The sequence below is a fragment of the Reyranella sp. GW821-FHT12G01 genome (genome assembly GCF_058806575.1).
In genome coordinates this window covers 3,283,970-3,296,728 of the sequence record NZ_JBXAPV010000001.1, presented here as the reverse complement: position 1 = coordinate 3,296,728, position 12,759 = coordinate 3,283,970, and the positions used below count along the sequence as shown (strand labels likewise).

Annotated in this window: 11 protein-coding genes; 2 read left to right on the top strand and 9 right to left on the bottom strand. The window is 67.0% G+C overall.

All coding sequences use genetic code 11. The annotated features are described in order from the left end of the window. Positions 1-17: 17 nt before the first annotated feature. From acdA to AC1RP5_RS15845, 9 genes are all read right to left on the bottom strand, one after another. On the bottom strand, positions 18-1,211 hold the full coding sequence (gene acdA / locus AC1RP5_RS15885) for a 3-sulfinopropanoyl-CoA desulfinase (protein WP_493112048.1): 1,194 nt from the start codon (positions 1,209-1,211) through the stop codon (positions 18-20). Further along, complete coding sequence (locus AC1RP5_RS15880; protein WP_493112046.1) at positions 1,208-2,734, bottom strand: adenylate/guanylate cyclase domain-containing protein; 1,527 nt, start codon at positions 2,732-2,734, stop codon at positions 1,208-1,210. The genes acdA and AC1RP5_RS15880 overlap by 4 nt, the downstream gene beginning before the upstream one ends. Beyond that, the gene (locus AC1RP5_RS15875; RefSeq protein ID WP_493112045.1) at positions 2,731-4,266 is read right to left on the bottom strand and encodes an adenylate/guanylate cyclase domain-containing protein; all 1,536 of its coding nucleotides are present in this window, start codon (positions 4,264-4,266) and stop codon (positions 2,731-2,733) included. Before AC1RP5_RS15875 ends, AC1RP5_RS15880 begins: the two co-directional genes overlap by 4 nt. 61 nt (positions 4,267-4,327) lie before the next feature. Further along, positions 4,328-5,419: a transglutaminase-like domain-containing protein gene (locus AC1RP5_RS15870; protein WP_493112039.1), complete on the bottom strand. Its 1,092-nt coding sequence runs from the start codon at positions 5,417-5,419 to the stop codon at positions 4,328-4,330. Between the two features lie 160 nt (positions 5,420-5,579). Then, entirely contained in the window at positions 5,580-6,296 is a 717-nt protein-coding gene (locus AC1RP5_RS15865; RefSeq protein WP_493112036.1) for an ABC transporter ATP-binding protein, read from the bottom strand. Next, positions 6,293-7,024 (bottom strand): ABC transporter ATP-binding protein, encoded by a 732-nt coding sequence (locus tag AC1RP5_RS15860; protein WP_493112034.1) that lies wholly within the window; start codon positions 7,022-7,024, stop codon positions 6,293-6,295. The genes AC1RP5_RS15865 and AC1RP5_RS15860 overlap by 4 nt, the downstream gene beginning before the upstream one ends. Next, the gene (locus tag AC1RP5_RS15855) at positions 7,021-8,019 is read right to left on the bottom strand and encodes a branched-chain amino acid ABC transporter permease (protein WP_493112033.1); all 999 of its coding nucleotides are present in this window, start codon (positions 8,017-8,019) and stop codon (positions 7,021-7,023) included. Before AC1RP5_RS15855 ends, AC1RP5_RS15860 begins: the two co-directional genes overlap by 4 nt. Beyond that, positions 8,016-8,897 (bottom strand): branched-chain amino acid ABC transporter permease, encoded by an 882-nt coding sequence (locus AC1RP5_RS15850; protein WP_493112031.1) that lies wholly within the window; start codon positions 8,895-8,897, stop codon positions 8,016-8,018. The genes AC1RP5_RS15855 and AC1RP5_RS15850 overlap by 4 nt, the downstream gene beginning before the upstream one ends. 189 nt (positions 8,898-9,086) lie before the next feature. Then, positions 9,087-10,337 carry an ABC transporter substrate-binding protein gene (locus tag AC1RP5_RS15845; RefSeq protein ID WP_493112029.1) on the bottom strand — a complete coding sequence of 417 codons (1,251 nt, stop codon included), beginning with the start codon at positions 10,335-10,337 and terminating at the stop codon, positions 9,087-9,089. Positions 10,338-10,410: 73 nt separating this feature from the next. Between AC1RP5_RS15845 and uraD the strand changes: the two genes are divergently transcribed. Together uraD and AC1RP5_RS15835 are read left to right on the top strand one after the other, a co-directional pair. Continuing rightward, complete coding sequence (gene uraD / locus AC1RP5_RS15840; protein WP_493112027.1) at positions 10,411-11,292, top strand: 2-oxo-4-hydroxy-4-carboxy-5-ureidoimidazoline decarboxylase; 882 nt, start codon at positions 10,411-10,413, stop codon at positions 11,290-11,292. Between the two features lie 22 nt (positions 11,293-11,314). Then, positions 11,315-12,754: an NAD-dependent succinate-semialdehyde dehydrogenase gene (locus AC1RP5_RS15835; RefSeq protein WP_493112025.1), complete on the top strand. Its 1,440-nt coding sequence runs from the start codon at positions 11,315-11,317 to the stop codon at positions 12,752-12,754. Positions 12,755-12,759 lie beyond the last annotated feature (5 nt).

The window sequence follows — 12,759 nt, the reverse complement described above, 5'->3', positions numbered from 1 at the left end:
CGTCGCCGTCCTCGCGATCAGGCCTTGTCCCACCCGTCGCGCGTCTGCGGCAGCTTCTTCTTCAGCAGCGCGCCGGCCACGACGTTGCGCAGGACTTCCGCGGTGCCGCCGCCGATCGTGAACATGCGGACGTCGCGGGCCATGCGTTCGAGCGGCAGTTCACGGCTGTAGCCGCGAGCGCCGAAGAACTGCAGGGCGTCGTTCACGATCTGGATGGCGCTCTCCGAGGTGAAGACCTTGGCTTGCGCGGCCATCAGCATGTCGGGGAAGCCGCCTTCGCCCGAGCGCGCGGCGTTGTAGACGAGGGCGCGCGCGGCCGAGAGCTTGATCGACATGTCGGCGAGCTTCCACTGCAGGCCCTGGAACTCGTTGATCGGGCGGCCGAACTGGTGCCGCTTCTCCGACCAGTCGAGCGCCAGCTGATAGGCGCCGTCGGCGATGCCGAGCGCCACGGTGGCGGCGCCGACCCGCTGGCTGTTGTAGGCCGTCATCAGGTCGGCGAAGCCCTTCTTCAGGCCGCGCGGCGGGATCACCAGTGCCGACGGCGGCACGTCCATGTCCTCGAGGTCGATCACCGCCTCGGGAATGCCGCGCAGGCCCATGGTCGGCTCGCGCTTGGTGATCTTGAGGCCCTTGGTCTCGTCGCGGATCGCTAAAAAGCCGCCGATGCCCTCGAACGTGCCCTTCTCGTCGTAAACCTTGGCGAAGATCAGGTGCAGGCGCGAGACGCCGCCGCCGGTGATCCAGTGCTTGCGGCCGTTGAGGACGTAGCGGTTGCCCTTCTTGTCGGCGCGCGTGGTCATGCCGTTGGCGTCGGAGCCGGCGTCGGGCTCGGTGATGCAGATGGCCGGCTTGTCGCCCGCCAGCACCATGTCGGCGCACATCTTCTTCTGCTCTTCCGAGCCGTAGGCCATCACCGCGCTGATCGCGCCCATGTTGGTCTCGACGGCGATGCGGCCGGTGACGGCGCAGGCCGAGGAAAGGGCCTCGATGGCGAGCACGGCGTCGAGCCAGTTCTTGCCCTGGCCGCCATACTGCGTGGGGATTGTCATGCCGATCAGCTTGGCGTCCTTCAGCAGCTCGACATTGTCCCAGGGATACTGCTCGGTGCGGTCGACCTCGGCGGCGCGCTTGGTGACGGGGCCTGCCGCGAGTTCGCGGGCATGGGCCTGCAGCTTCACCTGGTCGGGCGACAATCCGGATGCGGTCATGAACTTCTTGCCTGGCTGTTGGGATCGACACTGAAGATGGTGACCGCATCGCTGCGGCCGCGAACGGCAACGTTGCCCAGCGCGTTGAACGTGAATTCGTCGCCACAGGCCGAGCAGGTGCTGTCCGAAACGAGAATGCGCGTGCCGTGGTGCTTGTTCAACTCTTCGAGCCGCGAGGCCAGGTTCACCGTATCGCCCAGCAGAGTGAAGCTCATGCGCTGGCCTGCGCCGACCGAGCCGCCGATCACGCCGCCGGTGCAGATGCCGACGCGGGTCGCGAAGGCCATGCCCATGTCGCCGAAGGTGCGGCTGTTGACGGCGCGCTGGATGTCGATCGCGGCGCGCACCGCGGCGGCGGCATGGCCCTCGCAGGCCAGCGGCATGTTGAACGAGGCGAACAACCCGTCGCCGATGAAGGTGTTGACGGTGCCGCCATGGGCGCGGATCGGCGCCAGCACCGTCTCGAGATATTCGTTCAGCGCCACGATGAGCTCGTCGGGCTGCAAGTGCTCGGCGATGGTGGTGAAGCCCGCGATGTCGGTGAACAGCACGGTCGCCTCGCGCATCTCGCCGGTCAGCACGCCTTCGCCCTCGCGGCGCAGGATGGTGGAGGCGACGCTCTCGTCGACATAGCGGCCGAAGGTCTCGCGGATGCGCTCGCGCTCGCGCAGGCCCTCGACCATGTTGTTGAACTGGCCGGTGAGCGCGCCGACCTCGTCGTTGGAGGTGACGGGAACGCGCTGGCTGAGGTCGCCGCTCGCGACCTTTTCCATCGCACCGGTCAGGATGCGGATCGGCCGCAGCATCGAGCGCGTGATGAAATAGGCCGTGAGCGCCACGCCCATCAGGGCGACGGCCACGTCGTTACTGATCTCGAAGCGCAGCCGGTCGCCTTCATAGGAGAAGAGGTCGACCACGATCGCCGCCATCGGCGCGATCGAGATCACCAGGAGTGCCACGATCAGCTTGACGGCGTAGCTGCCGAAGAACAGGGCGAGCGTGCGCCCGTAGTGGCGGAAGATGAAGCCGCAGAGACTGCCGAGATAGTCGCTGATGATGAAATAGGTATAGGTGAAGTGGAAGACCGGCAGGATCACGCAGAGCGTGAGCACGTCGCTGAGCGACGGCACCGGCATGTGGCTGACCGCCGGGTCGTTGAACAGGTAGCTCGATCCCAGGCGGAAGACCGTGAGGGTCGCCATCAGGATCAGCACGTTCTGCGCCGTGAGCAGCGGCAACTGGGTGATGCGCCGCTGGGTGTCCTCGAACGAGGTGTGGCCTTCCAGGAACGACAGGATCGGCGCGAACAGGCGGTTGGCCAGGAAATAGTTCACGCCGCCCAGCAGGAGGAGGCCGGCGCCCAGGGAGCGGATCGCGAAGAACCAGCCGTCGGTCAGGAAGATGAACAGCAGGGTGAAGACGAAGTCGACCGCGGCGCAGGAGATCGCCATCAGGAGATAGCGCCGCCGGATCGCGGCGATGCCTTCGGCGGTCGGCGGGACGATCTGGAGGGTGTCGCTCATGCTGGATCTTCGGCCGGGCCGATCCTGTAGACGACGATATCGTCGTGATGGCCGCGCACGTCGGTGGTGCCGAGGCGCTCGCAGGAGGCCCGCGCGCCGGCGGCCAGCACGGTGCTCTCGGCGGCAAGGATGCGCGTGCCGAACTTCTTGTTGAGCTGTTCGATGCGTGCCGCGACGTTCACGGCGTCGCCCAGCAGGGTGTAGCTGAGGCGATTATCCGTGCCGATCGTGACGCCGATCACCGGGCCGGTATTGATGCCGATGCGCGTATGCAGGTCGTGGCCATGCGCGAAGTCCGCCGCGTCGAGCGCGACCTGGATGTCGATCGCCGCCGCGATCGCTGCCGCCGCATGGCGCTCCAGCGGCCGGGGCAGGCCGAAGCTCGCGAACAAGCCGTCGCCGATGAAGCTGTTCACGATGCCGCCATGGCGCTGGATTATCGGCACGATGGTGCGCAGATAGGCGTTCAGCACCTCCGCGACCTCGGCGGGCTTGAGGCTTTCCGACAGGCCGGTGAAGCCCCGGATGTCGGTGAACATCAGGGTCGCCTCGGCGGTGGTGTCGATGCTGCGGCCGGTATTGCCGCGGTTCGACAGGATCGAGGCGGCGACCGTCTCGCTGACATATTTGCCGAACGTGTCGCGCAGATAGGCCTTCTCGGCGAGGCCTTCGACCATCTGGTTGAAGCGGCTGGCGGCGTGGCCCAGCTCGTCGTTCGAGGTCACCGGTAGGCGCACCGAGTAGTCGTTGTCGGCAACCCGGCGCAGGCCGATGTCCAGTCGCGTGATCGGCCGCGTCAGCGCCTGCGAGATCCAGCGATACATGAAGGCCGCGCCCAGCGCCGAGGTGGCGATGTCGGACGTGACCTCGCGGACCAGACGCTCGCCGGAATAACTCAGCACGTCGGCGATGATGAGGACCATGGTGGCGAAGGTGACGAACAGCAGCGCCATCGCCACCTTGCGGCTGAAGCGGCCCTTGAAGTGCGAGATGTTGACGCCGCGGATGCGGAAGAGCTGCTCGCAGAGATGGTCGAGATAGGCCGCGACCAGGAAGAAGGTCAGCACGACCAGGAAGCCGGTGCCGACCGTCAGGTTGGCGATCACGTCCGGCCAGGCGACCTGTTGAAGCGTGGCGCCGAAGGTGATGTCGAGGCGATGGGACAGCAGCCGCAGCGCCATCATCGGCCCGTAGGTCGCGCCGATCACGAACGCCGAATGGCGCGGCAGCCGCGACAGGCTGAACTCGATGTCGGCGAAGGCGGCGCGGCCCTCGATGAACAGGCGGATCGGCCGGATCAGCAACCAGGCGCCGAAGCCCACACCGACGATCAGGAAGAGAGCCGAGACCGCCAGGGACGGCAGGAAGACCTGCAGCGCGTCGTTCAGGAGGCAGTAGACGACCAGGGTGAACAGGTCGATCAGGAACGGCACCGACATCGCGAAGTAGTAGCGATACACGAGGCTGGCGGGCGCCTTTGCCGGAGATCCGGCCAGAGATCCGGCGGGCGCCTCGTCGGTCGATGCGGTCATGCGCCGGTATAATGCGGATCGGGGCGGAGCGGAATGCCCCGCCCGACCGCAGTCATGTCATTCAGGCCGTCAATTCACGCGCGGTGATGCGGTACTTGAACTTGTCCGGATCGAGCGAATCGAGGAAGCCCGCGCGGTTCTCGGCCTGCGGGTACATCAGGAAGGCGATCGGGTCTTCCTTCGAGCCCGGCAGCTTCACGTCGTGCGCGACGTTGTAGGCGAGCCAGTTGCCTTCCCAGGCGCCGAACAGCGCGCGCCGCGCCGCCACCACCTTGGGGTCGGTCATCGCGAGGTTCGTCGGCGGCTCCTCCAGCACGACCTTGCGCACGTCGGCGGGATCGACCGGCGTCCAACCCGAGCCGCTGAGCCAGACCTCGGCGCGGCAATGCTGCGCCTTGGACACGACCTCCGAGCCCGCGCCCAGCGCCTTGAAGCCGAACTCCGACGGCACGACGCGGATGCCATAGACGTCGCGCGCCGGCAGGCCGACCGAGCGGGCGAGGCCGACATAGAGCGCGTTCAGGTCGGCACACTTGCCGTTCAGGTTGCCGGTCCTGATCATCGTCGTGATGTCGCCGACGCCGCAGCCCAGGGTCTTGGCGTTGCGGAACGTGTTCTCGACCACCCAGTCGTAGATCGCGCGCGCCTTGGCGACCTCGCCCTGCTTGCCGCGCACGATCTCGTCGGCGGTCTCCTTCACGATGCCGTCGGTCGGCAGGAAGGTGGTCGGCATCAGGTTCAGCTTGCGCTCGGCGTCGCTGAGCGGCGCGGCGTTGCCCTGGCCCGGCACGACCGAGCGGTTCTGCGCCTGGACCTGCGCCACGATCTCGATCAGCGGCGACTGCTGGTCGGCCGCCCATTCGACCCGCAGCATCTCTGCGCCGTACCTGGGATCGCGCACGCGCTCGGTGACGCGGGCATTGCCTGTCCAGGTGACGTTGCCGGGGCGCTGCCAGTCGGGCGCCTCGAAGGTCGGCAGCGGGATCCACGCCCTGGTGGCGCCGGCCGTCGGCTCGACGCGTGTCGTAAGCACATAGGTGCGCCAGCCCTTCGGCACCGGCGCGTAGGTGGCGGCCTGCGCGGACGCGAGGCGCGGCGCGAGTCCGAGAGCGCCGGCGGCGAGGCCGGCCTTGAGCATGTCTCTACGATTCATTTCGTTTCTTCCCCAATTGGCAATGTGTGCCGGGGAGGGCGGTCGTCCCGTCGTCGGGAGGAACCAGCGCCATCCCGGACCGATCCGCGTCGACACGCGACAGCGTCAGTACCGGAAACCGCAAGCTGCGCCGCGGCGCCAGTGTCGTCAACAGAGCCCGTCAGAGCCCGAGATACGCTTGGCGAACGCGGTCGTTGGTCAGGAGGTCGGCGCCGGGGCCTTCGAGTTCGATGCGGCCGTTTTCCAGCACGTAGCCGCGATGGGCGACGCGCAGCGAAGCCATAACGTTCTGCTCGACCAGCAGGATGGTGAGGCCTTCCTCGTTCAGCCGGCGCACGATGCGGAAGACCTCCTGCACGATGGTGGGCGCGAGGCCGAGCGAGGGCTCGTCGAACATGATGAGGCGCGGCTGGCCCATCAGGCAGCGGCCGATCGCCAGCATCTGCTGCTCGCCGCCCGACAGCGTGCCGGCCGCCTGCCGCCGTCGTTCGGCCAGGCGCGGGAACATGGCGAAGACGCGGTCCAGCGTCTGCTTCTCCAGGGAGCGTGCTCGCTTGGGCGTCGCGCCCATCTCGAGATTCTCCAGCACCGAGAGATTGGGGAAGACCTGGCGTCCCTCTGCGACATGGCCGACGCCCGCCTCGCACACGCGATAGGACGGCCAGCCGGTGATGTCGGTGCCGTCGAAACGGACATGGCCGCGCGCCGGCTTCTCGATGCCGTGGATCGAGCGGATCAGCGAGCTCTTGCCCGCGCCGTTGGCGCCGACGATGGCAACGACCTCGCCCTGGGCGATCTCGAGCGAAACGCCGGCCAGCGCCTGCGCGTCGCCGTAGAAGAGGTCGAGGTTCTCGACCTTGAGGAGCGGCGCATTCATGCGAGCTCGGCCTCGCCGAGATAGACGTCGAGCACGGCCTGGTGCCGCGCGATCTCGGCCGGCGTGCCCTCGGCGATCTTCTCGCCGTAACTCACCACGACGATGTTCGAGGCGAGCGCCATCACCGCGCGCATCACATGCTCGATCAGCAGCACCGTGAGTCCGGTGCGCCGGTTGAGGTCCTGCAGGAAGGAAACCATCACGTCGATCTCGGTCGGCCGCAGGCCCGCCATCACCTCGTCGAGCAGCAGCAGCTTGGGCTCGGTGGCGAGCGCCCGCGCCACTTCGAGGCGCTTGCGGTCGGGGAGCGTGAGGCTCTCCGCCGCCTGGTGGCGACGGTCGTGCAGGCCGAGCTGCATCAATATGTCGGCGGCGTAGGCGCGCGCGTCGGGAAGGCGAGGGCGGCGGTGCAGTGCGCCCACGGTCACGTTCTCCAGCACGCTGAGGCCCTTGAACGGCTTCACGATCTGGAAGGTGCGGCCGACGCCGGCATCGCAGACGAGGTCGGGTCGCAGGCCGGAGACCTGCCTTCCGTCGAGACGCACGCTGCCGGCATCGGGGCGATAGACACCCGCGATCATGTTGAAGATCGTGGTCTTGCCCGCGCCGTTGGGGCCGATCAGCGCGTTGATGGCGCCGGCCGGCACGTCGAACGAGACGTCGTGCACGGCGCGGAGACCACGGAAGCTCTTGCCGATGCCGTCGAGTTCGAGCCGCGCGCCGCTCACTGCTTCTTCTCCCCGAAGCCGAAGCGTTCGGCGAGCCACGGCCAGACGCCGGCCGGGCGGTACATCACGATCACCAGCAGCGCGAGGCCATAGAAGATCTGTTTCAGGCCCGAGACGTGGAAGACCTCGCTGAGGTCGGTGAAGATCTCGCCGAGGCCCGTCAGCACCACCGCGCCGACGACCGGTCCGAACAGCGTGCCCAACCCGCCGATGATTGGCGCCAGGGTGAACTCGATCGAACGGCCCATGGCGAAGGCCGTCTCGGGGAAGAGGTTGTTGTAGTAGAAGGCGTTCCACACGCCCGCGAGCGCCGTCAGGGCCGCCGAGATCACGACCGCGATCATCTTGCAGCGCAGGACGGGAACGCCGACCGCTTGCGCGGCTTCCGGGTCTTCGCGGATGGCGAGCCAGTAGCGGCCGAGCCGGCTTTCCAGCAGGGCGCGGCAGAGGATGAAGGCGCCCACGGCCAGCGCCAGGATCACATAATAGAAGAGGAGCGGGCCGCCGCGCAGGTTCAGGATGTCGGTCGTGGCATCGACTTTTAGGAACAGGCCGCCCGAACCGCCGGCCCAGCCCCAATGGTCGAAGGCGATGCGCGTGAACTCGCTGAAGGCGATGGTGAGCAGCGCGAAATAGACGCCGGCCAGCGAGAAGCGGAAGCCGAGATAGCCGACGATCGATCCCGCCACCGACGCCGCCAGCACGGCAACGAACACGCCGGCCCAGGGCCCCAGGCCATAGTGGAAGAAAAGCCCGGCCGCGATGTAGCCGCCGACCCCGGCATAGAGCGCGTGGCCGAGCGAGAGCTGGCCGGCGAAGCCCATCATGATGTTCCAAGCCTGGCCGACATAGGCGAAGTAGAGGACCAGGATCAAGACCGAGAGGGCGTATTTGCCGAGCAGCACCGGCGCGACCAGCAGCAGGACCAGCAGCACGCCCAGGCCCCAGAGGGAGCGGGCCGGCACGCCGTCGGTGAGGCGCGCGAGCAGGCTCATGGGCCCTTCTTCCCGAACAGGCCCTGCGGCCGCAGCAGCAGGACGAGGATCAGGATGCCGAAGCTCACCATGCTTTTAAGCGATGGCTGGAGCAGGAGACCCGCCACCGCCTCGCTGACGCCGATCAGGAGCCCGCCGGCCAGCGCACCGGTCATGCTGCCGAGCCCGCCCACGATCACGATGACGAAGGCCAGCAGCGTGTATTCGGCGGCGAGGAACGGCGTCACCGGGATGATGGTGATCATCAGCGCGCCTGCCGCGCCCACGCAGGCCGCCCCGACGCCAAAGGTGAAGGCGTAGAGACGGCGCACGTCGAGGCCGACGACCAGCGCGCCGAGATTGTTGTCGGCGGCGGCGCGGATCGACTTGCCGGTGCGGGTGCGGGTGAAGAACAGCCAGAGAAGCCCGGCAATGACGATGGCGGTCAGGGCCGCATGCACGCGCACCGCATCGAAGACGAAGGGACCGAACTCGTAGGAATCGAACTGCGAGTCCATCTGCACGCCGCGCGCGTCGGGCCCGGCGATCACCAGCGAGGCATTGACCAGCAGGATGGCGATGGCCAGCAGCAGCAGGAATTGCTGGTGCTCGGGCCGGCCGATGAACGGCGAAATCACCGTGCGCTGCAGCGCATAGCCCGCGCCGAAGAAGATCACCGCGATCACCGGCAGGCTCAGCATCGGCGAGACCTGCAGGTACTCGAAGCCCATCCAGGCGAGATACATGCCGACGACCATCATCTCGCCGTGCGCGAAGTTCACGACGCGCATCACGCCGAAGATCACCGATAGGCCAAGCGCCATCAGCCCGTAGACCATGCCGGTCAACAGGCCCTTGGTGATCGCCTGGGCGAGCGAGAGAAGAAAGTCGGCGGTCATCAGCTCATGCTCCTCTCCGCCCGCGAAGCGGGGGGAGAGGCTGGGTGAGGTGGGTCATAGGTGGCTGCGTCGGCGAGGTGTCCAAAGAGAAGACCACCTCACCCTCCCATTGCTTCGCAATGGGCCCCGCCCTCTCCCCCGCTGCGCGGCGGAGAGGGAAGGATGAGCGCGTCCGAGACAATTGCTCGATCAGGTGCGGCGCTTGTCGTTCCACGGCGGCATCGGGAAGACGAGCGGGGCGGCGGCCGATTCGAGGGGCAGCACGACCGTCGGCTTGCGCTTCAGGTTCTCGACGGCGGTGGCCTTGATGTTGACGTTCTGGCCCTTGGAGTCGAACTGGATCGGACCGCCGACCATGACGTGCTGGTCGATCTTGATCTTGCGCAGCGCCTCCATCAGGTCGCCGGGCTTGGTCGATTTGGCGGCGAGCCAGGCCTGCGCGGCGATCAGGATGCCCTCGAAGGTGAAGCCGCCGTTGAGGTCGAGCTGGTCGTTCGGGTACTTCGCGGCGTGGCGCTTCTCGAGCGAGGCGGTCATCGCCGACTTCGGATCGAGCCACGGCACGTTCGAGATCATGAACTCGCCGTACTTGCCCATGGTCTTGAGGAAGTCCTGCTCGTAGAGACCGGGCGCGCCGGGGTTCAGGACGCCCATCGGCTCCCAGCGCTGCTTCACCATTTCCTGCACCAGCAGCTTGGCGTCGTTCAGGCGGCTGACCGGCAGCAGCAGCTCGGCCTTGGTGGCCTTGGCCTTGGCGACCTCGACCGCGAGGTCCTTGGCGCCGACGTCGTAGCTGATCGTGTCGACCAGCTCGTAGGGCATGTCGAGCTTGGGGAAGAGCGCCTTGATGCCGTTGATCATCGAGGTGCCGAACGTGTCGTTCACGCTCATCAGCACGGCGGTCTTTGGCGTCTTGCCCGAGACCTTGAAGATCTCCTTGTGCAGCGCCAGCGCGCCGGTGATCAGCATCGGCGCGGTCGGGAAGTTGCGCACGACGAACTTGTAGCCCTGCTCGGTGATCTGCGGCGCGGCCGCGATGTTCACGACCAGCGGCACGCCGCGCTGCTCGCAGACCTGGGCGATGGCGATGGTCTGGCCGGAATCGAAGGCGCCGACGAGGATATGGCAGCCCGCGTCCATCGCCTTCTCGGCCTGGGTGCGGGCGACGTCCGGCTTGGTCTCGGTGTCGTAGTTCACGATGTCGAGCTTCACCGGCAGCTTCATGTCGGCGAACACGTCGTTGGCGACGTCGGCGCCGCGCTTGCAGGCCTGGCCGATCTGCGCCTGGAGGCCCGAGGTCGGCAGCAGCAGGCCGACCTTGAGATTGGCCGGCGCACCCTGGGCGAAAGCCTCGCGCAGCGGCAGATGGGCGCCGAGCAGCGTGGCGCCCGCGAGAGCGGTCTGTCCGAGGCGACGGCGAGTGAAGTTGCGGCCGGTCATTGCGGCTCCTCCCAATGGATTTTGCTGGCCGGGACTATAGAGACGGTCTTTCGGGCATGCTAGGTCGGCCGGGATGATCCACGCACTCGACGACCTCAATCGCGCGGTCCCTGCGGACTTTTCGGCCGCGGTCGGCGACACGTTCGAACTGGCGCCCTGGATCGCCGAGGCCGCCGCCGCCCAGCGACCCTTTGCGACCGTCACGGCGCTGCACGAGGCGATGATGGGCGTGGTCCGCGCAACACCCCGCGACCGCCAGCTCGATTTCCTGCGCGGGCATCCCGACCTTGCCGGCAAGGCGGCCCGCGCCGGCGCGTTGACCGAAGAGTCGCGGCACGAGCAGGCGAGCGTCGGGCTCGACACCTTGTCGGAGGAGGAGTTCGCGCGCTTCCATCGACTGAACGATGCCTACAAGGAGAAGTTCGACTTCCCCTTCATCGTCTGCGTGCGCCGCCACACCCGCGATTCGATCCTGAACCAGTTCGAGCGCCGCCTGCGTCACGATGCCGAGACCGAATTCGCCGCCGCGCTGGAGGAGATCTCGCTCATCACGCGGCTGCGCATGGCGGCCAAGGTGAGCGGGGAGGGGGCGCTCAAGGTCAACGGGCGGCTCAGCACCCATGTGCTCGACACCCATGCTGGACAGCCGGCGGTCGGCGTCGCCATCGAGCTCTACGAATTCACCGGCGACCGTGCCCATCGCATCGCCACGTCAGTGACCAATGCCGACGGCCGCACCGATGCGCCGCTGATCGGCGGGCGGCCCCTGCCGATCGGCCGCTACGAATTGCGGTTCGCGGTGGGTGACCACTTTCGCAACAGGGGCATAGAGCAAGGCGACCCGCCTTTTCTCGATATCGTGCCTTTACGCTTTTCCATTGCCGAGCCGGAGGGGCATTATCACGTGCCGCTGCTCTGCACGCCGTGGAGCTATTCGACCTATCGCGGAAGTTAGAGAAGACGGAGGAGAACCAAGAATGACGAGCTATAGCGACGTATCCCTGATGATCGACGGCGCCTGGACCAAGGGCGCCAAGGGCCGGACGATCCCGGTCATCAATCCGGCGACGGAAGAAGTCATCGGCCAGGTGGCCCATGCCGAGAAGGCCGATCTCGATCGCGCGCTCGAGGCCGCGGAGAAGGGCTTCCAGCAGTGGCGCAAGGTCTCGCCGTTCGACCGCTACAAGATCATGCGCAAGGCCGCCGAGCTGATCCGCCAGCGCGCCGACGAGATCGCGCCCATCATGACGATGGAGCAGGGCAAGCCGGTGATCGAGGCCAAGGGCGAGACCATGCTCGCCGCCGACATCATCGAGTGGATGGCCGAGGAAGGCCGCCGCACCTACGGCCGCATCGTCCCGGCCCGCTTCGAGAACGTCTACCAGCTCGTGACCAAGGAGCCGGTCGGCCCGGTCGCGGCCTTCACGCCGTGGAACTTCCCGATCAACCAGGTGGTGCGCAAGGCCTCGGCAGCACTTGCCACCGGCTGCTCGATCATCGTCAAGGGACCGGAAGACACGCCCGGATCGTGCGCCCAGCTGATCAAGGCTTTCGTCGACGCCGGCGTGCCGGCGGGCGTCATCCAGCTCGTCTACGGCGTGCCGTCGGAGATCAGCGAATATCTGATCCCGCATCCGATCATCAAGAAGGTGACGTTTACCGGCTCGACGCCGGTCGGCAAGCAGCTCGCCGCTCTCGCCGGCGCGCACATGAAGCGCGTCACCATGGAACTGGGCGGCCATTCGCCGGCCATCGTGTTCGAGGATGCCGACGTCGACCAGGCGGTGAACATCCTGGGCGCCAACAAGTTCCGCAACGCCGGACAGGTCTGCGTCGCGCCGACCCGCTTCCTGGTGCACGAGAAGGTCTATCCGGAGTTCGTCGAGAAGTTCACGGCCTACGCCAAGAACATCAAGGTCGGTAACGGCCTCGACGCCGACACCCGCATGGGCCCGCTCGTCGCCGAGCGCCGCCTGCATGCGATCGACGGCTTCGTCAGCGACGCCATCGCCAAGGGCGCCAAGATCCAGACCGGCGGCCAGCGCAAGGGCAACAAGGGCTACTTCTACGAGCCGACCGTTCTGACCGACGTGCCGCTCGACGCCAAGATCATGAACGACGAGCCGTTCGGCCCGCTGGCCCCGATCTCGCCGTTCAAGGATTTCGACGGCGTGATGAAGGAAGCCAACCGTCTGCCGTGGGGCCTCGCGGCTTACGCCTACACGACCAACAGCAAGACCATGACCAAGGTCGGCGCCGCCTTCGAAAGCGGCATGGTGTCGATCAACCATCATGGCCTCGCCCTGCCGGAAGTTCCGTTCGGCGGCATGAAGGACTCGGGCTACGGTTCGGAGGGCGGCATCGAGGCGCTCGAGGCCTACCTGAACACCAAGTTCATCAGCCAGCTCGGCATGTAAAATCT

Coding starts and splice junctions, on each gene's coding strand:
- AC1RP5_RS15865 (WP_493112036.1), bottom strand. CDS start 6,296: ATGAATGCGCCGCTCCTCAAGGTCGAGAACCTCGACCTCTTCTACGGC.
- AC1RP5_RS15835 (WP_493112025.1), top strand. CDS start 11,315: ATGACGAGCTATAGCGACGTATCCCTGATGATCGACGGCGCCTGGACC.
- acdA (WP_493112048.1), bottom strand. CDS start 1,211: ATGACCGCATCCGGATTGTCGCCCGACCAGGTGAAGCTGCAGGCCCAT.
- AC1RP5_RS15855 (WP_493112033.1), bottom strand. CDS start 8,019: ATGAGCCTGCTCGCGCGCCTCACCGACGGCGTGCCGGCCCGCTCCCTC.
- AC1RP5_RS15845 (WP_493112029.1), bottom strand. CDS start 10,337: ATGACCGGCCGCAACTTCACTCGCCGTCGCCTCGGACAGACCGCTCTC.
- AC1RP5_RS15850 (WP_493112031.1), bottom strand. CDS start 8,897: ATGACCGCCGACTTTCTTCTCTCGCTCGCCCAGGCGATCACCAAGGGC.
- AC1RP5_RS15875 (WP_493112045.1), bottom strand. CDS start 4,266: ATGACCGCATCGACCGACGAGGCGCCCGCCGGATCTCTGGCCGGATCT.
- AC1RP5_RS15880 (WP_493112046.1), bottom strand. CDS start 2,734: ATGAGCGACACCCTCCAGATCGTCCCGCCGACCGCCGAAGGCATCGCC.
- AC1RP5_RS15870 (WP_493112039.1), bottom strand. CDS start 5,419: ATGAATCGTAGAGACATGCTCAAGGCCGGCCTCGCCGCCGGCGCTCTC.
- uraD (WP_493112027.1), top strand. CDS start 10,411: ATGATCCACGCACTCGACGACCTCAATCGCGCGGTCCCTGCGGACTTT.